Origin of the sequence: Amaricoccus sp. (genome assembly GCF_047602525.1) — a bacterium.
In the GTDB taxonomy this organism is placed as follows: Bacteria; Pseudomonadota; Alphaproteobacteria; order Rhodobacterales; family Rhodobacteraceae; genus Amaricoccus.
On sequence record NZ_JASGHB010000001.1, the window covers coordinates 3,000,981 to 3,023,010 of the forward strand.

The 22,030-nt window shown below is 69.6% G+C and carries 19 protein-coding genes, 1 tRNA gene and 3 pseudogenes; 8 read left to right on the forward strand and 15 right to left on the reverse strand.

What is annotated here, in order from left to right; genetic code table 11:
- Window positions 1-7: 7 nt before the first annotated feature.
- Window positions 8-83: transfer RNA gene (locus QM699_RS15340), tRNA-Ala, on the reverse strand.
- 114 nt (window positions 84-197) lie between these two features.
- The gene (locus QM699_RS15345; RefSeq protein WP_415011942.1) at window positions 198-521 is read right to left on the reverse strand and encodes an FYDLN acid domain-containing protein; all 324 of its coding nucleotides are present in this window, start codon (window positions 519-521) and stop codon (window positions 198-200) included.
- Between the two features lie 210 nt (window positions 522-731).
- On the opposite strand from QM699_RS15345, the gene QM699_RS15350 reads away from it, so the two are divergent.
- From QM699_RS15350 to QM699_RS15370, 5 genes and pseudogenes are all read left to right on the forward strand, one after another.
- Window positions 732-1,979 (forward strand): polyhydroxyalkanoate depolymerase, encoded by a 1,248-nt coding sequence (locus QM699_RS15350; protein ID WP_415011943.1) that lies wholly within the window; start codon window positions 732-734, stop codon window positions 1,977-1,979.
- 82 nt (window positions 1,980-2,061) lie between these two features.
- Window positions 2,062-2,211, forward strand: a pseudogene (locus QM699_RS15355) (M48 family peptidase); the annotation flags it as partial.
- Between the two features lie 97 nt (window positions 2,212-2,308).
- The gene (locus QM699_RS15360) at window positions 2,309-2,689 is read left to right on the forward strand and encodes a M48 family metallopeptidase (protein ID WP_415011944.1); all 381 of its coding nucleotides are present in this window, start codon (window positions 2,309-2,311) and stop codon (window positions 2,687-2,689) included.
- A gap of 31 nt (window positions 2,690-2,720) precedes the next feature.
- Complete coding sequence (locus tag QM699_RS15365; protein WP_415011945.1) at window positions 2,721-3,371, forward strand: GntR family transcriptional regulator; 651 nt, start codon at window positions 2,721-2,723, stop codon at window positions 3,369-3,371.
- Between the two features lie 150 nt (window positions 3,372-3,521).
- A complete protein-coding gene (locus QM699_RS15370) occupies window positions 3,522-4,712 on the forward strand; it encodes an MFS transporter (RefSeq protein ID WP_415011946.1) in 1,191 nt (396 codons plus the stop codon).
- A 50-nt stretch (window positions 4,713-4,762) separates the two neighbouring features.
- Here the strand turns inward: QM699_RS15370 and lpdA are convergent.
- The 8 genes and pseudogenes from lpdA to mdh form a co-directional block, all read right to left on the reverse strand.
- A pseudogene (gene lpdA, locus QM699_RS15375) lies at window positions 4,763-6,092 on the reverse strand (dihydrolipoyl dehydrogenase); the annotation flags it as partial.
- Window positions 6,093-6,251: 159 nt separating this feature from the next.
- Window positions 6,252-6,641, reverse strand: coding sequence for an MAPEG family protein (locus QM699_RS15380; protein ID WP_415011947.1), 390 nt, complete (start codon window positions 6,639-6,641; stop codon window positions 6,252-6,254).
- A gap of 124 nt (window positions 6,642-6,765) precedes the next feature.
- Window positions 6,766-8,307, reverse strand: a complete 1,542-nt coding sequence (odhB, locus tag QM699_RS15385; protein WP_415011948.1) for a 2-oxoglutarate dehydrogenase complex dihydrolipoyllysine-residue succinyltransferase — start codon at window positions 8,305-8,307, stop codon at window positions 6,766-6,768.
- Window positions 8,308-8,311: 4 nt separating this feature from the next.
- On the reverse strand, window positions 8,312-11,278 hold the full coding sequence (locus tag QM699_RS15390; protein ID WP_415011949.1) for a 2-oxoglutarate dehydrogenase E1 component: 2,967 nt from the start codon (window positions 11,276-11,278) through the stop codon (window positions 8,312-8,314).
- Between the two features lie 93 nt (window positions 11,279-11,371).
- Window positions 11,372-12,256: a succinate--CoA ligase subunit alpha gene (gene sucD / locus QM699_RS15395; RefSeq protein ID WP_415011950.1), complete on the reverse strand. Its 885-nt coding sequence runs from the start codon at window positions 12,254-12,256 to the stop codon at window positions 11,372-11,374.
- A gap of 6 nt (window positions 12,257-12,262) precedes the next feature.
- Window positions 12,263-13,456 carry an ADP-forming succinate--CoA ligase subunit beta gene (gene sucC / locus QM699_RS15400; protein WP_415011951.1) on the reverse strand — a complete coding sequence of 398 codons (1,194 nt, stop codon included), beginning with the start codon at window positions 13,454-13,456 and terminating at the stop codon, window positions 12,263-12,265.
- A 190-nt stretch (window positions 13,457-13,646) separates the two neighbouring features.
- Entirely contained in the window at window positions 13,647-14,159 is a 513-nt protein-coding gene (locus QM699_RS15405; protein WP_415011952.1) for a hypothetical protein, read from the reverse strand.
- A gap of 133 nt (window positions 14,160-14,292) precedes the next feature.
- On the reverse strand, window positions 14,293-15,255 hold the full coding sequence (mdh, locus tag QM699_RS15410) for a malate dehydrogenase (protein WP_415011953.1): 963 nt from the start codon (window positions 15,253-15,255) through the stop codon (window positions 14,293-14,295).
- A 224-nt stretch (window positions 15,256-15,479) separates the two neighbouring features.
- Between mdh and QM699_RS15415 the strand changes: the two genes are divergently transcribed.
- Window positions 15,480-15,866 (forward strand): YbaN family protein, encoded by a 387-nt coding sequence (locus QM699_RS15415; protein WP_415011954.1) that lies wholly within the window; start codon window positions 15,480-15,482, stop codon window positions 15,864-15,866.
- 7 nt (window positions 15,867-15,873) lie between these two features.
- On the opposite strand, the gene tal is transcribed toward QM699_RS15415, so the two are convergent.
- Window positions 15,874-16,833 (reverse strand): transaldolase, encoded by a 960-nt coding sequence (tal, locus tag QM699_RS15420; RefSeq protein WP_415011955.1) that lies wholly within the window; start codon window positions 16,831-16,833, stop codon window positions 15,874-15,876.
- A gap of 204 nt (window positions 16,834-17,037) precedes the next feature.
- Here tal and QM699_RS15425 point away from each other — a divergent pair, with 204 nt between their 5' ends.
- A complete protein-coding gene (locus QM699_RS15425; RefSeq protein ID WP_415011956.1) occupies window positions 17,038-17,193 on the forward strand; it encodes a hypothetical protein in 156 nt (51 codons plus the stop codon).
- Window positions 17,194-17,215: 22 nt separating this feature from the next.
- Window positions 17,216-17,635 (forward strand): type II toxin-antitoxin system HicB family antitoxin, encoded by a 420-nt coding sequence (locus tag QM699_RS15430; protein ID WP_415011957.1) that lies wholly within the window; start codon window positions 17,216-17,218, stop codon window positions 17,633-17,635.
- A 16-nt stretch (window positions 17,636-17,651) separates the two neighbouring features.
- Here the strand turns inward: QM699_RS15430 and QM699_RS15435 are convergent, their stop codons facing one another.
- The 4 genes and pseudogenes from QM699_RS15435 to QM699_RS15450 form a co-directional block, all read right to left on the reverse strand.
- Window positions 17,652-18,296 (reverse strand): cell wall hydrolase, encoded by a 645-nt coding sequence (locus tag QM699_RS15435; protein ID WP_415011958.1) that lies wholly within the window; start codon window positions 18,294-18,296, stop codon window positions 17,652-17,654.
- A 258-nt stretch (window positions 18,297-18,554) separates the two neighbouring features.
- On the reverse strand, window positions 18,555-18,923 hold the full coding sequence (locus QM699_RS15440; RefSeq protein WP_415012829.1) for a hypothetical protein: 369 nt from the start codon (window positions 18,921-18,923) through the stop codon (window positions 18,555-18,557).
- Between the two features lie 64 nt (window positions 18,924-18,987).
- Window positions 18,988-19,491 (reverse strand): annotated as a pseudogene (locus QM699_RS15445) (methylmalonyl Co-A mutase-associated GTPase MeaB); the annotation flags it as partial.
- On the reverse strand, window positions 19,488-21,965 hold the full coding sequence (locus tag QM699_RS15450; RefSeq protein ID WP_415011959.1) for a putative PEP-binding protein: 2,478 nt from the start codon (window positions 21,963-21,965) through the stop codon (window positions 19,488-19,490). The pseudogene QM699_RS15445 and the gene QM699_RS15450, both read right to left, overlap by 4 nt.
- Between the last annotated feature and the right edge of the window lie 65 nt (window positions 21,966-22,030).

Genomic DNA, 22,030 nt, shown 5'->3' on the forward strand with positions numbered 1-22,030 from the left:
GGAGGGTTGGTGGAGCCAAGGGGGATCGAACCCCTGACCTCTTGCATGCCATGCAAGCGCTCTCCCAGCTGAGCTATGGCCCCGTACCACCTGGGTGCTGGCGGGGGCCCTTTTGGGGGCCCGCGCCGCGGTGCGCTTCTTTAGGTTGGAGACCGGACCAGATCAAGCGGGAAATGGCCCGGAAACGCAAAAGGGGCTCAGCCCTCTTCCTCGTCGCTGCCGACATCGGCGATCTCGTCCAGATCGACGTTGTCTTCCTCGTCCTCGAGGATCTCGTCGTCGAGATCGTCGTCGGTGTCGAGCGTCTCCTCGTCGGCGTCGATCTCGGGCAGATCCTCGAGATCCACCGGCTCCGGCTTCACCTTTTCGGGACGAAGGGTTTTGGCCTTGGCGACGGAAAGGCTGTCGACTGTGTAGACCGCGCCACAGCTCGGGCAGGTCATCGGGTCGCTACGAAGGTCGTAGAATCGGGTCGAGCAGGTCGGGCAAACGCGCTTAACGCCCCATTCATCCTTGGGCATTCGCTTCCTCACGGGCTGGAATCAAGGGGAAATCGGCGCCCCGATGCCACGCTTGCAGAACTTTGTCAAACCTTCGCGGCTACTGCTCGCGGACGCCCCGCCGGCAAGGGGTGGTGTCAAACGCTCTTGATGCGCTGCAACTGCGGGCTATACGTGACGCTAAAGTGACCAGTTGGGTGCCGATCGAGAGCGAGGGAATCGAGGGTGGGGATGCTCTATCACGCCTATGAAATGACCCATGCGGCCATCTCTCCGATGCGAGCCGCGGCGCGCGTCGGCCAGGAGGTCATCCGAAACCCCTTCAACCCGATGGCATCGAGCTACGGCTCGCGGGCGGTTTCGGCGGCGCTCGAGATGTTCATCAACGCCACCCGGCGCTACGGCAAGCCGGACTTCGGCATCGCCGCGGTCCAGGTCGACGGGATGGACACGCCGATCGAGGAGGAAGTGGTCTGGGAGGCGCCGTTCGCGCGCGTCATCCACTTCAAGCGGCTCTCGACGGCCGCCGAGACGCGCAACGACCCGAAGGTGCTGATGGTCGCGCCGATGTCGGGGCACTACGCCACGCTGCTGCGCGGCACGGTGCGCGACATGCTGCCGAACCATGACGTCTACATCACCGACTGGCTCGATGCCCGCGACGTGCCGCTGGCGGCCGGCGACTTCGACCTCGACGACTACACCGACTACCTCGTGCGGATGATCGAGGCGCTGAGCGGCGAGGGCGAGCGCATCGCCGTGATGGCGGTGTGCCAGCCCGGCATCCCGGTGATGGCGGCGGCCAGCCTCATGGCCCGCGACCGGAACCCGAAGCGGCCGGCGTCGATGGTGCTGATGGGCTCGCCCATGGACACCGCGCGCAACCCCAAGCAGCCGAACGAGCTGGCGGTGAAGCGGCCGCTCGGCTGGTTCGAGAACAACGTCGTCGTGATGGTCCCGTGGCCGTGTCGCGGATTCATGCGGCGGGTCTACCCGGGCTTCCTGCAGCTCTCGGGCTTTCTCGCGATGAACATCGACCGCCATGTCGATGCCCACGTCCACCAGTTCCAGAACCTCGTGCGCGGCGACGGCGACGGCGCCGAGCAGCACCGGACCTTCTACGACGAGTATCTCGCGGTCATGGACCTGACCGCCGAGTTCTACCTCCAGACCATCGAGCGCGTGTTCCAGAAGCGGCTGATGGCCAAGGGCCAGTACCGCTATCGCGGCACCCCGCTCGACACGACGCTGGTCGACGATATCGCGCTGATGACCGTCGAGGGCGAGAAGGACGACATCACCGGCCTCGGCCAGACCCAGGCGGCGCACGACATGACGCCGCGCCTGCCGGCGGAGAAGCGTGGCCACTTCGTCGCGGAGGGCGTCGGGCACTATGGCGTGTTCAACGGCTCGCGCTGGCGCAAGATGATCGAGCCGCGCGTCCGGGAGTTCATCCGGGCCCAGCGCGAGACGGCCTGAGCGCCGGCCCGTGGCCGAGGCGATCCGCATCGGGAACCCGGCGATCGAGGTCCGGCTGCGGCGCCATGCCGGCGCGCGGCGGATGGTGCTCCGGGTCTCGCACATCGGCTCGGCCCCGACCCTGACCCTGCCCCCGGGCGTGCCGCTGTCGCGCGCGCGGGCGTTCCTCTCGGATCAGGAGGCGTGGATCCGCGGCCACCTCGCCGCGCAGTCCCGCCGGACCGAGGTGGTGGACGGATCGGTCCTGCCGTTTCGCGGCGGAGAGCTGACCGTGCGGGCGGCGCCAGTCGCGCGGTTCACCCAGACCGGCGCGGATTCTGGCGGTGCCGATGCGCGGCCCGATCGGGCCGCTGGTGGCGGGCTGGCTCCGCGAGGAGGCGCGTCGCGATGTGGTCGACGCCTCGCGGCGCCACGCGGCGCAGCTGGGGGTCAAGGCGGGCCGCGTCACCTTGCGTGACCCGCGGAGCCGCTGGGGCTCGTGCAGCCACGCCGCCGACCTGATGTATTCCTGGCGCCTTGTGATGGCGCCCCCGGTCGTGCTCGACTACGTGGCCGCGCACGAGGTGGCGCACATCGTCGAGCTGAACCACTCGCCGGCGTTCTGGAGCGTGGTCAGCCGCCTGATGCCGGGATACGCCGCGCCGCGCGAGTGGCTGCGCGTGAACGGCAGTTCGCTTCACCGCATCGACTTCGGAACCCGCACCGCTTGACGCGCGCCGCGCCAGCCGCAAGCTGCGGCCGATGAACGAGCGCGAGCGCCAGAGCGATATCCTGCTGCCCGCCCACGAGCGGGTCTATCGGACCCTGCGGGCGCGGGTGATGCATGGACAGATCGCACCCGGGGTGCCGCTGACCCTGCGCGGGGTGGCGGCGGAGTTCGGCGTCAGCATGACACCGGCGCGCGAGGCGGTGCGGCGGCTGGTGGCAGAGGGGGCGCTGAAGCTCTCGGCCTCGGGGCGCGTCTCGACGCCGGAACTGGCGAACGAGCGGATCGAGGAGCTGGCGGCCCTGCGGGCGCTGATCGAGCCCGAGCTGGCCAGCCGGGCATTGCCCCGCGCGCACGCCGCCCTGACGGACCGGATGGCCGCGATCAACGCCGTGATCGACGAGATGATCGTCAAGGGCGACGCGTCGGGCTACGTGCGGACCAACCTCGAATTCCACCGCACCCTCTATCTCCGCGCACAGGCCCCGGCGATGCTGGCGCTGATCGAGACGGTGTGGCTGCAGGCGGGGCCGACGATGCGGCTGCTCTACGAGCGGCTGCAACGCCGGCAGGCGACCGACCTGCACAGGAAGATCATCGCGGCGCTGCGGGCGGGGGACGAACCGGGGCTGCGGCTCGCGATCCGCACGGACGTGACGCAGGGCCTGCGGATGCTCGCGGCGTAGGCGGACCTGCGGCGCGAGCCGCACAGTGCGGCATCAATTCGGGCCACCTGGGCGAAATTCGCCGTCCCCGGGTGGAAAATCGGGCGTATCCGCCCTAAGCTTCGCATCAGGCGCCCGCGCCCTCCCTCCTCGATCGTGAAAGCCGTTGTGATGAGTGAAGCCTGTATCGGTGCGGAACAGTCGCGTGCCATCGCCTCCACGACCCTGCTGATGCTGTCGCTCGCCGTCGGGGCCTTCGGGATAGGGACCGGCGAGTTCGCGATCATGGGCCTGCTTCCCGACATCGCGACCGGGCTCGGGGTGTCGCTGCCGGCGGCCGGGCATCTCATCAGCGCCTATGCCCTCGGCGTGGTGATCGGCGCGCCGGCGATCGCGCTGCTCGCGGCGCGGTTGAGCCGGCGCACGCTGCTGCTGGCGCTGATGGCCGGATTCGCGGGCGGCAATCTTGCGAGCGCGGTGGCGCCCGGCATCCTGTCGCTGGCGGCGGTGCGCTTCCTGTCCGGCCTGCCGCATGGCGCCTACTTCGGGGTCGCCGCGCTGGTGGCGGCGTCGGTGGCGCCGCCGGGCGGGCGGACGCAGGCGATCGGGCGAGTGATGCTGGGACTGACGGTGGCAACGCTGGTCGGGACGCCGCTGGTCGCGTGGCTCGGCCAGATCTTCGGCTGGCGGGCGCTCTTCGTGCTGGTGGGCGCGGTCGGCGCGCTGGCGGTGGGGCTGCTGTGGCTGACCCTGCCGGAGCATCGGCCGGAACCGGGCGCGAGCGCGTTTCGCGAACTCAGGGCGCTGCGCCGGCCGCAGGTGCTGCTGACCCTGCTGTTCGGGTCGGTGGGGTTCGGCGGCATGTTCGCCGTCTTCAGCTACATCGCGGCGACGGCGACCGAGGTTGCCGGACTGCCGGCGAGCTTCGTGCCGGTGATCCTGGCGATCTTCGGCACCGGCATGATCGCCGGCAACCTGATCGGGGCGAAGCTCGCCGACCGGGCGCTGATGGCGACGATTGCCGGCCTGACCGCGTTCAACATCGTGGTGCTGGTGGTCTTCGCGATGACGGCGGCCAGCGCGGTCATGCTCTGCCTCTGCGTGTTCTTCATCGGGTTCGGGGTCGCCATGGCGCCCGCGGTGCAGACCCGGCTGATGGACGTGGCCGGCGATGCGCAGACGCTGGCGGCGACCTCGATGCACGCGGCGTTCAACATCGCCAACGCGGCCGGAGCGTGGCTGGGCGGGCTGGCGATCGCCGCCGGGTTCGGCTTTGCCTCGACCGGATGGGTCGGCGCCGGGCTCGGGGCGATCGGCCTGGCGGTGTTTGCGGTGTCGTGGGCGCTGGATCGGCGCGGCTGACGGGCTTCCGCCGTAGCGGGGTGGAGGAAAAGCCCCCACCCCGCTGCGGGTCAGGCGTGAATGGCGCCGTCGCCGCAGGCCAGTGCCGCCTCGCGAACCGCCTCGGAGCAGGTCGGGTGCGGGTGGCAGGTGCGGGCCAGATCCTCGGCCGCGGCGCCGAATTCCATCGCGACGCACACCTCGGAGATCAGCTCGCCGGCCTGCGGGCCGATGATGTGGGCGCCGAGAATGCGGTCGGTCTCCTTGTCGGCGAGGATCTTAACGAATCCTTCACCCATGAAGTAGGACTTCGCGCGGGCATTGCCCTGAAAGGGGAACTTGCCGACCTTGTAGGCGCGGCCCTTGGCCTTCAGGGTCTCCTCGGTCTCGCCGACGGAGGCGACCTCGGGCGAGGTGTAGATCACGCCGGGAATGACGCCGTAGTTCACGTGCCCATGCTGGCCGGCGATGGTCTCGGCCACCGCCATCCCCTCGTCCTCGGCCTTGTGGGCGAGCATCGGGCCGGGGGTCACGTCGCCGATCGCATAGATGCCGGGGACCGACGTGCGCCAGTGCGCGTCGACCTTCACCTGGCCGCGTTCGGTCATCTCGATGCCGACCGCATCGAGGCCGAGGCCCGCGACGTAGGGCCGCCGGCCGGTGGCGACCAGCACCACGTCGGCATCGAGCGACGCCTCGCTGTCGTCCTTGCGCAGCTTGTAGGTGACGTGCACGCCGCCCTCGCCGGGCTCGGCCGACTGCACGGCGGCGCCGAGGATGAAGTCGAGGCCCTGCTTCGCCAGCTGCTTCTGCAGCGCCTTGCAGACCTCGAGGTCCATGCCGGGGGTGATCTGGTCGAGGAATTCGAGCACCGTCACCTTCGCGCCGAGGCGGGCGTAGACCGAGCCAAGCTCGAGGCCGATGACGCCGGCGCCGATGACGACGAGATGCTTCGGCACCTCTGGCAAATCCAGCGCGCCGGTCGACGAGACGACGGTCTTCTCGTCGATGGTCACGCCCCGAAGCGGCGTCACCTCGGAGCCGGACGCGATGACGATGTTCTTCGCCTTATGGGTGGCATCGCCGACGGTGACTTCCCCCGGGGCAGTGATCCTGCCCCAGCCCTTCAGCCAGTCGATCTTGTTCTTCTTGAACAGGAATTCGATGCCCTTGGTGTTCGAACTCGACGGTCGACGCCCTGTAGCCCTGCATCTTCGCGACATCGACGCCGACCGACGCGCCCCCGGTGAGGCCCATCTTCTCGAAGGTGTCGTGCGCCTCGTGGTAGAGTTCGGACGCGTGCAGCAGGGCCTTCGACGGGATGCAGCCGATGTTGAGGCAGGTGCCGCCGAGCGTTTCGCGGCCCTCGACGCAGGCGGTCTTCAGGCCGAGCTGTGCGCAGCGGATGGCGCAGACGTAGCCACCGGGACCACCGCCAATGACGATGACGTCGTAGTCAGCCAAGGGAACCTCCGTAAGTTCAGCTTACATCGTGGGTATGCACGAACCATGCACCGACCATGCACGGATCATGCACGGATCATGCATATGATTTTGCCCCTAGAACAGCGCCACAAGGATCATCACCAGCGTGGCGGTGAAGCCGATGCCGAAGATGACCGACCGCCACGGCGTCCAACCGAAGGCGTAGGCGGGCACGTAGAGAACGCGGGCGGCGAGGTAGATCCACGCGCACGCCGCGGTAAGACCGCTCGCCGAGGCGGAGAGCGTCACCACCACGACGGCGATGGTGAAGAAGGCGAGCGCCTCGAAGTGGTTCGCCACCGCCCGCCGGAGCCGGCCGGTCAGCGGCGAAAGCTGCGCCTCGATATCGCGCGGGCCGGCGTTGTAGGCCGGACCGGCATCGCGGCTCATCGCCGCCCCGGCGAACGCAATCTGCACCGACTGCAGCAGGGCGGCGAGGGCGAGGACCGTGAGTTCGGGAGTCATGCTGTCCTCTCGGTAACGGCGGGCAGACCGGCCGACCGCCCGTTGGAGCCGCTTTCGGGGCCGGCCGCCGGGGCCGCCGCGCTCGATCGGCGGCGCTCCGGCACTTACCTTAAGTCTCGCGGCCTCACAGATCCATCAGCAGGCGCCGCGGATCCTCGAGCGCGTCCTTGACCCGGACGAGGAACGTCACCGCGCCCTTGCCGTCGACGATGCGGTGGTCGTAGCTGAGCGCGAGGTACATCATCGGGCGGGCCACGATCGCGCCCTTCACCACCATCGGCCGCTCCTGGATCTTGTGCATGCCGAGGATGCCGGACTGCGGCGGGTTCAGGATCGGCGAGGAGAGCAGCGAGCCGTAGACGCCGCCGTTGGAGATGGTGAAGGTGCCGCCCTGCATCTCGGCCATCGAGAGCTTGCCGTCGCGGGCGCGCAGGCCCAGCTCGGCGATCTTCTTCTCGATCGTGGCAAAGGACATCTGGTCGGCGTCGCGCACCACCGGGACGACGAGGCCGGTCGGCGTGCCGACGGCGACGCCCATGTGGACGAAGTTCTTGTAGACGATATCCGTGCCGTCGATCTCGGCGTTGACCTCCGGCACCTCCTTCAGCGCGTGGCAGCACGCCTTGGTGAAGAACGACATGAAGCCGAGCTTCACGCCGTGCTTCTTTTCGAACTGGTCCTTGAACTCGTTCCTCAGGTCCATGATGCCGGTCATGTCCACCTCGTTGTAGGTGGTGAGCATGGCGGCGTTGTTCTGCGCTTCCTTGAGCCGGCGGGCGATGGTCTGGCGCAGGCGGGTCATCTTGACCCGCTCTTCGCGGGAGGCGTCCTCGGCGAGGATCGGCGCCCGCGGGATCGACACCGGCTCCGGCGCCGGAGCGGGGGCGGGGCGGGATGCCGCCCGTGCCACGTCTTCCTTCATGATCCGGCCGTCGCGGCCGGAACCCTCGATCGAGGCCGGGTCGATGCCCTTCTCGGCCATGAGCTTCTTGGCCGAGGGCGCATCCTCGACGTCACGGCGGGTGGATGCCGCGGGCGCGGCCGCAGCCGCCTCGCTGCCCGCCCTGGCGACGGCGGCCTTGCCCGTGCCGCCGCCGATGCGGCCGAGCTTGCCGCCGGCGGCCACGGTGGCCCCGGCGTCGGCATAGATCTCGGCCAGCGTGCCGGAAGCCGGGGCGGGCACCTCGACGGAGACCTTGTCGGTTTCGAGCTCGCAGAGGATCTCGTCCTGGGTCACGGCGTCGCCCACCTTCTTGAACCAGGTGGAGACGGCCGCCTCGGTGACGCTCTCGCCCAGCGTCGGCACGGCGATCTCGGTCGAGCCTTCGTTGGCCGGGGCGGACTCGGCATCCTCCGCCGCGGCGCGGCCGGGCTTTTCCTCGGCCGTGGCCGCCTTCGGCGCCGGGGCGGCGGACTCGGCGCGGGCGTCGGCGTTGGTGTCGATGGTGGCGAGCAGCGCGTCGGCGCCGACCGTCTCGCCCTCTTTCGCGACGATCTCGGCGAGGATGCCGGCAGCGGTGGCGGGCACCTCGACCGTCACCTTGTCGGTCTCGAGCTCGCAGAGCATCTCGTCGACCCTCACGAGGTCGCCCACCTTCTTGAACCAGGTGGCGACGGTCGCCTCGGAGACGCTCTCGCCCAGCGTGGGCACGCGGATGTCGGCCATTGTCTTAGCGGTCCTTCTTCAGGCTGAGCGCAGCGTCGATGAGGGATTCCTGCTGCGCCTTGTGCTCACGGGCGAGCCCGGTGGCGGGCGAAGCGGCGGCCGGGCGACCGGCATAGATCGGGCGGGTGTACTTCGCGCCGATCTTCTCGAGCACCCATTCGATGTTGGGCTCGACGAACGCCCAGCCGCCCTGGTTCTTCGGCTCTTCCTGGCACCAGACGATCTGGGCGTCCTTGAACCGCTCAAGCTCCCTGGTGAGCGACAGGGCGGGGAAGGGATAGAACTGCTCGAGACGCATCAGATAGACGTCCTCGATGCCGCGGGCGTCGCGTTCCTCGAGCAGGTCGTAGTAGACCTTGCCGGAGCAGAGGACGACGCGCTTGATCTTCGCGTCGGGCACCAGCCGCGCCGAGGACAGGCCATAGTCCGGGCCGAGGTCGGCGTCATCCCAGAGCACCCGGTGGAAGCTCGTGGTCTTGGCGAAGTCCTTGAGCTTCGACACGGCGAGCTTGTGCCGGAGCAGCGACTTCGGCGTGAACAGGATCAGCGGCTTGCGGAAGGTGCGGTGCATCTGCCGGCGCAGGATGTGGAAGTAGTTCGCCGGCGTGGTGACGTTCGCCACGATCCAGTTGTCGCTGGCGCAGAGCTGCAGGAACCGCTCGGGCCGGGCGGAGGAGTGCTCCGGCCCCTGCCCCTCGTAGCCGTGCGGCAGCAGCAGGACGAGGCCCGACATGCGCAGCCACTTCGCCTCGCCGGACGAGATGAACTGGTCGATCATGATCTGGGCGCCGTTGACGAAATCGCCGAACTGCGCCTCCCAGAGCACCAGCGCGTTGGGCTCGGCGAGGGAATAGCCGTACTCGTAGCCGAGGACGGCGTATTCCGAGAGCATCGAGTCCACCACCTCGTAGCCGGCCTGGCCCGCCTCGATGTGGTTGAGCGGCAGGTAGCGCTCTTCGGTTTCCTGGTCGATGATGCCGGAGTGGCGCTGGCTGAAGGTGCCGCGGGTCGAGTCCTGCCCGGACAGGCGGACGGGATAGCCCTCGGTCAGCAGCGTGCCGAAGGCGAGCGCCTCGGCGGTGGCCCAGTCGAGGCCGTCGCCCGTCTCGATCATCGCCCGCTTGGCATCGAGCATCCGCTGCACGGTCTTGTGCGGATGGAAGCCGTCGGGCAGGCGGGTGAGCGCCGCGCCGACCTTCTTCAGCCTGGACAGATCGACGCCGGTCTTGCCGCGCTGATACCGGCCCTCGCGCTTGCCGAGGCCGGACCACCGGCCATCCAGCCAGTCGGCCTTGTTCGGGCGGAATTCCTTCGACGACTCGAACTCCTCGTTCAGGTGCGCCTGGAAGGCCGCCTTCATGTCCTCGATCTCGCCCTCGGGAATGAGGCCGTCGGCGACGAGGCGGTCGGTGTAGAGCTGCAAGGTCGTCTTGTGGCTCTTGATCGACTTGTACATCAGCGGCTGGGTGAACATCGGCTCGTCACCCTCGTTGTGACCGAACCGGCGGTAGCAGAACATGTCGATGACGACATCCTTCTGGAACCGCTGGCGGAATTCGGTCGCGACGCGGGCGGCGTGGACGACGGCCTCCGGGTCGTCGCCGTTCACGTGGAAGATCGGCGCCTCGACCATCAGCGCGATGTCGGTCGGATAGGGCGACGAACGCGAATACTGCGGCGCGGTGGTGAAGCCGATCTGGTTGTTCACGACGATGTGGATCGTGCCGCCGGTCTTGTGGCCCTTCAGGCCCGAGAGGCCGAAGCACTCGGCGACGATGCCCTGGCCGGCGAAGGCCGCGTCGCCGTGCAGCAGGATCGGCAGGACGCGGGTGCGCTCGACGTCGCCCTTCTGCGCCTGCTTGGCCCGCACCTTGCCCAGAACGACCGGATCGACCGCCTCCAGATGGCTCGGGTTGGCGGTCAGCGACAGGTGGACGGTGTTGCCGTCGAACTCGCGGTCGGAGGAGGCGCCGAGGTGATACTTCACGTCGCCGGAGCCCTCGACCTCCTCGGGCTTGTAGCTGCCGCCCTGGAACTCGTTGAAGATCGCGCGATAGGGCTTTGCCAGCACGTTGGCGAGCACCGACAGGCGGCCGCGGTGCGGCATGCCCATGATGATCTCCTCGACGCCGAGCTGGCCGCCGCGCTTGATGATCTGCTCCATCGCCGGGATCAGCGCCTCGCCGCCGTCGAGGCCGAAGCGCTTGGTGCCGGTGTACTTCACCTGCAGGAACTTCTCGAAGCCCTCGGCCTCGACCAGCTTGTTCAGGATCGCGCGCCGGCCCTGCCGCGTGAAGGTGATCTCCTTGCCGTAGCCCTCGATGCGCTCCTTGAGCCACGCCGACTGTTCCGGGTCGGAGATGTGCATGTACTGCAAAGCGAAGGTGCCGCAGTAGGTGCGCTTCACCAGCGCGAGGATCTCGCGCAGGCTGGCCGTCTCGAGGCCGAGCACGTTGTCGATGAAGATCGACCTGTCGAGATCGGCCTCGGTGAAGCCGTAGGTCTCGAAGCGCAGCTCGGGGTGCGGCAGCTGATCCTCGAGGCCGAGCGGGTCGAGGTCGGCCTCGAGGTGGCCGCGGATACGATAGGCGCGGATCAGCATCAGCGCCCGGAGCGAGTCGGTGACGGCCTGGCGCAGCTGGCCGTCACCGACGGCGACGCCCTTCTCCTCGGCCTTGGCCTTGACCTTCTCGGCGAGCTTCGCCGGCGCCGGCCACTGGCCGTCGAGGGCGGCGGTCAGCTCGTCGTTCGGCTGCGGCGGCCAGTCGCTGCGCAGCCAGCTCGGGCCCTCGGCACTCTTCACCGCGTCGGTGTCGGAGTCGCCAAGGCCGCGGAAGAACGCCTGCCAGCTCGCATCCACGCTCTCGGGATCGCGGGCATAGCGCGCCTGCAGCTGCTCGATGTACTCCGCATTCTGCCCCTGCAGGAACGAGGAGGAATGGAAGACCGTGTTCTGCGACTGATCGGTCATCTGATGCCGGGCCGCTGCCCGCTCCCTCAACCGGACCCCGCCAGAGGCCCATGAAGCCGCCGCGGACCGTTCCGCGGCGGCGGTTCGCGAGCCTTAGCGGCCCATCGCCTTCAACACCGCCTGGCCGAGGCCGGCCGGGCTGTCGGCGACGACGATGCCGGCAGACTTCATCGCCTCGATCTTGTCCTCGGCGCCGCCCTTGCCGCCGGCGACGATGGCGCCGGCGTGGCCCATGCGACGGCCCGGCGGCGCGGTGCGGCCGGCGATGAAGCCGGCGGTCGGCTTCATCCGGCCCTTCTTCGCCTCGTCGCGGAGGAACTGCGCGGCGTCCTCTTCCGCCGAGCCGCCGATCTCGCCGATCATGATGATCGATTCCGTCTCCGGGTCCGACAGGAACCATTCCAGCACGTCGAGATGCTCGGTCCCCTTGATCGGGTCGCCGCCGATGCCGACGCAGGTGGATTGCCCGAGCCCCGCGGCGGTGGTCTGGCCGACCGCCTCGTAGGTAAGGGTGCCGGAGCGCGACACAACCCCGACGGAGCCGCGCTTGTGGATGTGGCCGGGCATGATGCCGATCTTGCAGGCGTCCGGCGTGATGACGCCGGGGCAGTTCGGCCCGATCAGGATCGACTTCGTGCCCTGCAGCGCGCGCTTCACCTTCATCATGTCGAGGACCGGGATCCCCTCGGTGATGCAGACGATGAGCGCGAGCTCGGCGTCGATCGCCTCGAGGATCGCGTCGGCCGCGAACGGCGGCGGCACGTAGATCGCGGTCGCGTTCGCCCCCGTGCGCTCGACCGCCTCGGCGACGGTGTTGAAGACCGGCAGGCCGATGTGGCTCTCGCCGCCCTTTCCGGGCGTCACGCCGCCGACCATCTTCGTGCCGTAGGCGATGGCCTGCTCGCTGTGGAAGGTCCCCTGCGAGCCGGTCAGGCCCTGGCAGATCACCTTGGTGTTCTCGTCGACGAGGATCGCCATCTCAAATTACCCCTTCACCGCCTTCACGATCTTCGCGGCCGCATCGGCCAGATCGTCCGCGGCGATCACCGCGAGACCGCTCTCGTTCAGGATCTTCTTCCCCAGCTCGACGTTCGTCCCCTCCAGCCGCACGACCAGCGGCACCTGCAGGCCGACCGCCTGCACCGCGGCGATGACGCCCTCGGCGATGATGTCGCAGCGCATGATCCCGCCGAAGATGTTGACGAGGATGCCCTTCACGTTCGGATCGGAGGTGATGATCTTGAAGGCTTCCGTCACCTTCTCCTTGGTCGCGCCGCCGCCGACGTCGAGGAAGTTGGCGGGTTCCGCGCCGTAGAGCTTGATGATGTCCATCGTCGCCATGGCGAGGCCGGCGCCGTTCACCATGCAGCCGATCTCGCCGTCGAGCGCGATGTAGTTGAGGTCGAACTTCGACGCCGCCAGCTCCTTCGGGTCTTCCTCGGTCTCGTCGCGGAGGGCGAGGATGTCCTTCTGGCGGTAGAGCGCGTTCGAGTCGAAGCCCATCTTGGCGTCGAGGCACTTCAGGTCGCCGTCGGTGGTGACGATCAGCGGGTTGATCTCCAGCATCTCGGCGTCCTTCTCGGTGAAGAGACGGTAGAGCTTGCTGATGAGATCGACGCACTGCTTCACCTGCTTGCCCTCGAGGCCGAGGGCAAAGGCAACGCGGCGGCCGTGGAAGCCGGAGATGCCCGAGGCGGGGTCGACGGTGAAGGACACGACCTTCTCTGGAGTCTTCGCCGCCACTTCCTCGATGTCCATGCCACCCTCGGTGGAGCAGACGAAGGCGATGCGCGAGGACACCCGGTCGATCAGCAGCGCGAGATAAAGCTCGCGGGCGATGTCGGAACCGTCCTCGATGTAGATGCGGTTCACCACTTTGCCGGCCGGGCCGGTCTGGTGGGTGACGAGGGTGCGGCCCAGCATCTTCTGGGCCTCGTCGGCGGCGTCGGCCACCGACTTCGTGACGCGGACGCCACCCTTTTCGCCGGCCGAGGCCTCCTTGAACTTGCCCTTGCCGCGGCCACCGGCATGGATCTGCGACTTCACCACCCAGATCGGGCCGTCGAGTTCGCTGGCGGCAGACTTGGCCTCCTCGGCCTTCAGGACGATGCGGCCGTCGCTGACTGGCGCGCCGTACTGGCGAAGGAGCTGCTTGGCCTGGTATTCGTGAATGTTCATCTCGGTCCTCGGGCCTTCTTGCCTGCGCACCCCGTAGGCGCGGATTCCCCGTCATGCAAATGGTTTGAGGCCAACGGGCGCTTTGGTCGCGGAAAATCGACCAAGTGTGATCACACGCAAAAACAGTGTGATCACACTTGGCCGAGGTCAGGGCGGTTGTGATCGAGAATCGGGCTGGGCGACGCCAGCCTCAGTCTCGCACGATGGAGATCAGCGAGCCTTTCCAACCGTCCGCACCGATCGAGCCGAGATCGAGGCGGACCGGCGCATTCGCATAGCTGCCGCGCCAGGACAGGTCGGAGCGGGGGACGACCGGGGCGACGGGCTGGGCCTTCGTCATGGCGAGCCACGGAGCGATCAGCGCCACGGCCTGCTCCGTGGTCATGCGCGACACCCCCACGATGCAGCCCTGCCTGGGTGCGCTGGCGATGCTCGCAGCCATGAAGAGCTGGAGGCCCGGCGCGGCGTAGAGGTTGACGCGCCGTTTGCCCCAGACGCCCTTGTCGGCATAGCCCGCGCCCTTGATCGCCTCGCGCAGGCCGTCGAAGTCCGGCAGGTGATCCTGGCAGATTTTCACCGCGTCGCGCGCCTTGGCGAGAACCGCGTCGGCCGCCTGCGCCCGCGCGGTCACTGGCAGGAGGGCAAGCGCGAGCGCGAGGGCAAGGGCGGCGGGCCTGGGCCCGCTGGAAGGGGTGACGGGCACGGGCTCTGGCTCCTCGGGGTGCGTCAATGCGCCCCGCCTATCACCAGATCCGTTCACCGGGTGTTAAGGCCCCCGGAACGGCAAACGCCGCCGCCCTTCCGGGCGACGGCGCTGTTTCTGGTCGCGGTCTGGCTCAGGCCAGCGACGGGTCGATGCCCTTGCAGGCCTCGACCAGGCCCTTCACCGCATCGACGGACTTGTCGAACATCGCCTTCTCGGCGCGGTCGAGGTTGATCTCGATGACCTTCTCGACACCGCCGGCGCCGAGCACCGTGGGCACGCCCACGTACATCCCCTTGAGCCCATAGGCGCCGTCGACATAGGCGGCGCAGGGCAGGACGCGCTTCTGGTCGTTGAGATAGGACTCGGCCATCTCGATCGCCGACGCGGCCGGGGCGTAGAACGCCGATCCGGTCTTCAGCAGGCCGACGATCTCGGCGCCGCCGTCGCGGGTGCGCTGGATGATGGCGTCGAGCTTTTCCTGGCTGGTCCAGCCCATCGCCACCAGATCCGGCAGCGGGATGCCGCCCACGGTGGAATAGCGCGGCAGCGGCACCATGGTGTCGCCGTGGCCACCGAGCACGAAGGCCGAGACGTCCTTGACCGACACGCCGAACTCCTCGGCGAGGAAGTAGCGGAAGCGGCCGGAGTCGAGCACGCCGGCCATGCCGACCACCTTCTCCGCCGGCAGGCCGGAGAACTGCCGCAGGGCCCAGACCATCGCGTCGAGCGGGTTGGTGATGCAGATGACGAAGGCGTCGGGCGCGTGCTTGGCGATGCCCTCGCCGACCGACTTCATCACCTTGAGGTTGATGCCGAGCAGGTCGTCGCGGCTCATGCCCGGCTTGCGCGGCACGCCGGCGGTGACGATGCAGACGTCGGCGCCGGCGATCGCCTCGTAGGACGAGGTGCCGGTGACGCCGGCATCGAACTTGCCGATCGGGCTCGACTCGGCGATGTCGAGGGCCTTGCCCTGCGGCACACCGTCGACGATGTCGAAGAGCACGACGTCGCCAAGCTCCCGCATGGCCGCGAGGTGCGCCAGCGTTCCGCCGATCTGTCCAGATCCGATGAGCGCGATCTTCGGTCGTGCCATTTCCGTCACTCTCCCGATTGTTCCGGTGCAAACTCGCCGAGTTGGCTAGACCCTCGGCCGAAGGTTGGCAAGCCGGTTTGGCTGCACCGCAGCAGGAGCCCCGGGGGAATCCGCTGGCGGCGATGTTCGGCTTCGTTGGAGTCCGCTTGCGGTTCTGGATCCCCGGCGCGCTTGCCCGCCCTGCCCGCCGCCCTACTTCTGCCCGAAACAGGCGGGAGACCGGGGTGGCAGGGAACGGGATCGGTGGCTCGCGGCTGGTCCGCGGCCTGTTTCTCTGCCTCGGGTTCGGGTTTGTCGCGATCGGGCTGGTGGGCGTGGTGCTGCCCGTGCTGCCCACGACGCCGTTCCTGATCCTCGCCGCCGCCTGCTTCGCGCGCTCGTCGGAGCGGCTGGAGCGGCGCCTGCTCGATCACCCGCGCTTCGGCCCGCCGCTCCGGGCGTGGCGCGAGCGTGGGGCGATCCCGCGGCGGGCGAAGCTGATGGCGCTCATCGGCAGCGCGGCGGGATTCGCCATCTTCCTCGCCACCGGCAGCCACGGCGCGGGCCTGACCGCTGCCGTGGCACTGGTGATGCTCGGCGGCATCGCCTTCGTCTTCAGCCGGCCGTCCTGACGCGGGGTCAGGCGGTCGCCGGCGCCGCCTCGGTCAGCCGGTCGCCCAGCATCTTCTCCAGCTTCACGGCATCGGCGTGGAACTTGCGGATGCCCTCGGAGAGCTTGTCCGTGGCCATCTCGTCCTCGTTCATCTGCCACCGGAACTCCGCCTCCGACAGGCGCTCGGGCCGGGCGCTGCCGGCCTGGGGCGTGAGCTTGCGCTCCAGGGTCCCGTCGGCCTTCGCCAGCTGGTCGAGCAGCGCCGGCGCGATGGTCAGCCGGTCGCAACCGGCGAGCGCCTCGATCTGCTCCGGGCTGCGGAACGATGCGCCCATCACCACCGTGTCGATGCCGTGCTCCTTGTAGTACGCATAGATCCGGCGCACCGACAGCACGCCCGGATCCTCCTCCGGGGCATAGGTCTTGCCGGTCTTCGCCTTGTACCAGTCGGTGATCCGCCCGACGAACGGCGAGATCAGGAACACGCCCGCGTCCGCGCACGCCTTGGCCTGCGCCATGCTGAACAGCAGCGTCAGGTTGCAGTCGACGCCATCCTTCTGCAGGATCTCCGCCGCGCGGATCCCCTCCCAGGTGGAGGCGAGCTTGATCAGGATGCGCTCGCGGCCGATCCCGAGCCGGGCATAGGTGTCGACGATCTGGCGCGCCCGTGCGAGCGAGCCGTCGATGTCGAAGGAGAGCCGCGCGTCGACCTCGGTCGACACCCGCCCCGGCACGATCCCGGCCAGCTCGGCACCCACGGCGACGGTCAGGTCGGAGGCAATACCGGCGGCATCGTGCCCGGCGCGGCGGCCGTCGTCGATCGCCTTCGCCACCACGTCGGCAAAGGCCGGCGAGCCGAGCGCGGCCAGCACGATCGACGGATTGGTGGTGCAGTCCTGCGGCTTGAACTGCCGCACGGCGTCGATGTCCCCGGTGTCCGCCACCACGGTACTCATCTGCCGGAGCTGGTCGAGCTTGCTCGTCATCGCGATTCCTCCTTCTCGCGGACTCCCGAGGCCCGCGTCCATTTCGCCGAAGCTTTCGCCCGAAAGCCCGGCGAGGAAAAGCCCTCACGCGGCAGATAGCGCCGAATGCCCCGGCTGCCACCGGCGGCGGGAGAGTCAACGTTAATGTTTAGTTCAACAGTTCTGTTGAATCTGCTATCCAATGAACAGCAAAGAGCTGATGAAGTGGCTCAAGCAGCGCGGATGCCGCACCAGGGCGGCAGTGGGCACCAGACGGTGATCCTCGGCGATCGCAAGTCCCAGGTTCCGCTGCACGGGTCGCGCAAGGAGCTGGGAACCGGACTGGTCAACCGGATCAAGAAGGATCTGGCGCTGGAGTGAACGGATCGGAAGGAAGACGACAGTGATCAGCTATCCCGTGACGCTGGAGCCTGACGACAACGGTACGCTTCTTGCCACCTGCCCGGACCTGCCGGGCGTCGTGACCTACGGCGAGAACGAGACCGATGCGCTGCGCCATGCGGCACAGGCGATCGAGGAATGGCTCGGACAGGCGCTTCACGCTTTCGCCCCGATCCCGCGGCCGTCGGGCGGCGCGCCGCGCGCAACACTATCGCTGAATACGACGCTGGTGCTGGAACTTTACTGGGCGCTATCGGCCCGTGGCTGGACCCGGGCCGACCTGCAGCGCGCTTTGGGTTGGCATCGGCCCCAGGTGGACCGATTGTTCGACCTGCGCCACGAGACCAAGTCGGTGCGGCTGGAAGCGGCGTTCCGCGCCCTTGGCGTCGAGCCCCACGTCGACGTGCGCCGGGCGGCCTGACGCCGAGCCGTCTGGCTCAGCCGCCGGCGACCTGGGTCGCGGGGCGGTAGAACATGTGCTGGCCGATCGTCACGGTGCGGGTGAAGCGGCGCGACCAGTCGGGGCGGATCGAGCGGACGTGGAAGTACGTCGCTCCCCCGGAGATCGTGCGCGGCTGGCCGTCGATCATCAGGCGCGCCAGCTTTTCGCTGCGCTCGCGGGCGAGGGCGCTCTTCATCACGTCGGGCAGACCGTCGCAGGCGTAGGAGAACTGGCACCCCCGGCCGCTGCCGACGCCCTGATGGACGACGCCGCAGATCGTGCCCGGGAAGCTGCGGCTCGAGGTGCGGTTCAGGACAACCTCGGCCACGGCGACCTGACCGGCGAGCGGCTCGCCCCGCGACTCGAAGTAGATCGCCTGCGCCAGGCACTGCCATTGCTCGTCCCCGCTGGCGGGCGGCAGCGCGTCGATGGCGGCGAGGCTCAGGCTCCTCGACGGCGACGGCTCGATCAGCGCCTCCGGCCCGTCCTCCCGGCTGGCGACGGTCAGGCTGTCGTCCCGGGCCATCGGGCGGGCGCTTTCGGCGATCGCTCCCAGCTGGTCGGAGGCGGTGCTGAGCGCCATCTGCTCGCGCGCGACGGCACGGGCAGCCTCGTCTCCGAACGGCCCGGCAACACCCATCGCCGGATTCAGTGCAAACAGAAGGCAAGCAACGGCAAGCCCCGCCGAGACGGCCCGGCGGCCCATTGATCGAATCATACTGTCTCTACCCCCGGAGCCGCCCGAATTGCGGCAGATCGGTCTCGATTGTCCCCATCTTCTCAACGTGGGTGTGCCCGTTCCGGGCCCGAATTGTCTAGCAAGTTCGCGAGGTGAGCGGAATCTCGCCAATCACGGCGATAAAATAGGTCTCATCTTCTGGATGAAACGGTCACGCTTTCAGACGTTTTTAAGACTTGCGTGAACTGCGGCGCGAGCCCGGCCATGCAGCTCTGCGAAGGTCGCGAACGGGTCGGCGATGGCCGCGAGGCGCGCCTCGAGCACCCCCGCCCCCTCGCGCCCGAACGATTCGACGAGCCGCGAGCGCATCCAGGCGCGCCCCTGCTCCTGCCGCCGGGTGGCACGGCCGTCGCCCTCGCGGCCGAGGCCGGCGAGCAGGTCGAGCGCCTCGGCGAGCCCGGTCCCGGCCTGCGCCGACACGATGGCGACCGGCGCCGCCCCGCCGTCCGAGCCATAGCCGAGCGCCCGGCGCACGTCCGCCGCCGCCCGCTGCGCCGGGGCACCGAGGTCGCCCTTGGTCACGAGCACCAGAATCCGGCACCTCCATGACGCCGGCTTTCATGAATTGCAGTGCGTCGCCCGATCCGGGTTGCGCGCAGAACACCACCACGTCGGCACAGTCGGCGATCTCGGTCTCCGACTGGCCCACGCCGACGGTCTCGACGACCACCCAGTCATAGAGCGCGCGCATCAGCACCATGGCCGGGAACACCTGATCGGCCAGCCCGCCGAGGCGCAGCCGCGCCGCCATCGAGCGCACGAAGACGCCCGGATCCTCCGGGTCGACGACGATCCGGGTGCGGTCGCCGAGCAGCGCCCCGCCCGTCCGGCGCGAGGACGGGTCGACTGCGATCACCGCCACCGTCTCGCCCCGGGCGCGGAGCGCGGCGATCAGCGCGCTGGTCAGCGTCGACTTGCCCACCCCCGGCGGCCCGGTCAGCCCGAGCGCGATGCCCCTCGGCGCCCCCCAGGCGGCCGCGAGCAGCGCGGCGAGCGTCCGGCTCTCGGGTGCGGTCTCGAGCGCGGTCAGCGCCCGGGCGAGCGCGACCTTGCCCCCGGCGGCGAGCGCCGGCAGATCGGCGGGAAGCCCGGTCATCGGCCGCCGTCCGCCCCGTCCCGGGTGAGCAGGCTGGCCTGCGCCGCGGCGAGGCGGGCGATCGGCACGCGGAACGGCGAGCACGACACGTAGTCGAAGCCCGCCACCTTGCAGAACCGCACCGACGACGGGTCGCCGCCATGCTCGCCGCAGAGCCCGAGCACCAGATCCGGGTTGCCGGCCCGGCCGCGCTTTGCCGCGATCAGCATCAGCTCGCCCACGCCTTCGAGGTCGAGGGTGTGGAACGGATCCTCGGTGAAGACGCCGCGGCTCACGTAGTCGCGCATGAAGCGTCCGGCGTCGTCGCGGCTGAGGCCATAGGTCATCTGCGTCAGGTCGTTGGTGCCGAACGACAGGAACGCCGCCGAGAGCGCAAGGTCGCCCGCGCGCAGCGCCGCCCGCGGCGTCTCGACCATCACGCCGAGGCGGAAGTCGAGCGTGGCACCCAGCTCGGCCTGCACCGCCGCGGCCACCGCGTCGATCCGGGCCTTGGCAATCACGACCTCATGGTTCGCCGAGACGAGCGGGATCATCACCTCCGGGACCACCGGCGCCTTCGCGTCGCGGTTGACCGCTATCGCCGCCTCGAAGATCGCCCGCGCCTGCATCTCGTAGATCTCGGGCATGACCAGCCCGAGCCGCACGCCGCGCATCCCGAGCATCGGGTTCACCTCGCGCAGCGCCCGCGCCCGCGCCATCACCTGATCGACCGGCAGGCCCATGGCGAGCGCCAGCGCGTGCAGGTCTTCCGACTCGCGCGGCAGGAATTCGTGCAGCGGCGGGTCAAGCAGGCGGATCACCACCGGCAGGCCGTGCATGATCTCGAACAGCTCGACGAAATCCGCCCGCTGCATCGGCAACAGCCGGTCGAGCGCCGCCAGCCGCCCCGCGGCGGTGTCGGCGAGGATCATCTCGCGCATCACCGTCAGCCGCTCGTGATCGAAGAACATGTGCTCCGTCCGGCAGAGCCCCAGCCCGTCCACCCGGAAGTCGCGCGCCATGCGCGCCTCGGCCGGCGTGTCGGCATTGGCCCGAACGCCGAGGTCGCGCACCGCGTCGGCCCAGTCGAGCAGCTCGGAGAATGCGCCGCCCAGCTCCGGCGCGATCATCGCCGGCGCCCCCGCCAGCACCTCGCCCCGCGTGCCGTCGAGCGTCAGGAGCGCCCCTTCGCGGAACGTCCGGCCGTCGGGGCTGGTCAGGGTCCGCGCCACCGGATCGAGCCGCAGGTCGCCCGCGCCGACGACGCAGGGCACGCCGATGCCGCGCGCGATCACCGCCGCATGGCTCGACATGCCACCGCGCAGCGTCAGCACGCCCAGCGCCGCGTGCATCCCGCGGATATCCTCCGGCCCGGTCTCGACCCGCGCGAGGATCGTCGGCTCGCCCTGCGCCGCCGCGGTCATCGCCGCCTCGGACGACAGCACCAGCCGCCCGGTCGCCGCCCCCGGGCTCGCCGCCAGCCCGGAGCCGAACACGTCGCGCAGCGCCGTCGGGTCGATCTGCGGGTGCAGGTGCTCGATCAGGCTGCGCGGCTCGATCCGGAGCAGCGCCTCGTCGCGGCCGATCACCCCGGCATTGGCGAGGTCGACGGCGATCCGCACCGCCGCGCGCGCGTTGCGCCGCACCGGCACCGAGTCGATCAGCACGGGCTCGCCGGCCTCGAGCGCGAACTCCACCAGATGCGCGTCGCGAAATCCCGCCGTCGCCGTCGCCGCCGCCGCGGCCAGCCGCTCGACCGCCGCCGGCGCCAGCTCGTCGAGCGGTGGCACGTCGAGCGTTGGCGCGGGCGCCTCGCGCCCGGCGCGGGTCAGCGGATGGGTGCTCGGGCTGGTGTCGAGGCCCTGCGAGCGCAGGATGAAGCCGCCGGCGATCTCCGGCGCCCCGGTGCGGCCCGACACGAGCTGCAGCGAGCCGCAGCCGCTCACCCCGGGCGCGAGCGACAGCGCCAGCCGCTGCACCACCAGCCCGAGGCCGGCGTCCTCCGGCGCGCCCTTCGCCTGACGCAGGATGCGCGCGCTCGGCGCCCGCCAGGCCCGCGCCATCGCCCGCGCGGCCGCCTCGAGCTGCTCGCCCGGATCCTCGGGCCAGGGCTCGCCCACCGCATCGGCATAAAGCGCCTCGACGTCGGCCAGCAGCGCGCGCAGGCCCGCCTCGTCCGGCTCCGCCCCGGCGCGCAGGTGCCGCCGCGTCAGCGCCTCGATCTCCTCGGGCTCGACCCCGTGCACCGTCTGGGCAAAGCCGGCGATGCCGCGGACGTGAAAGCGCAGCGCCGCGACGACGCCGACCCGGGCCGTCAGCCGGTCGAGGCTTTGCGCGCAAGCGCCGAGGTTCAGGATCGCGCTCGGCCCGCCCCAGGCGCGTTCCTCCGGGCTCGGGCGCAGCGCGAGCAGCCCGCCGCGCGCGAGACCCAGCGCCAGCTCCGGCATCGGCCCGCCCGCGGCGAGCGACGCAACGCAGGCGAACGACAGCGCCACGCCCTCCGGCACGGGCAGGCCGAGGCCGATCAGCCGCGCGAGAATCCGCCGCCTTGCGGCCGTGG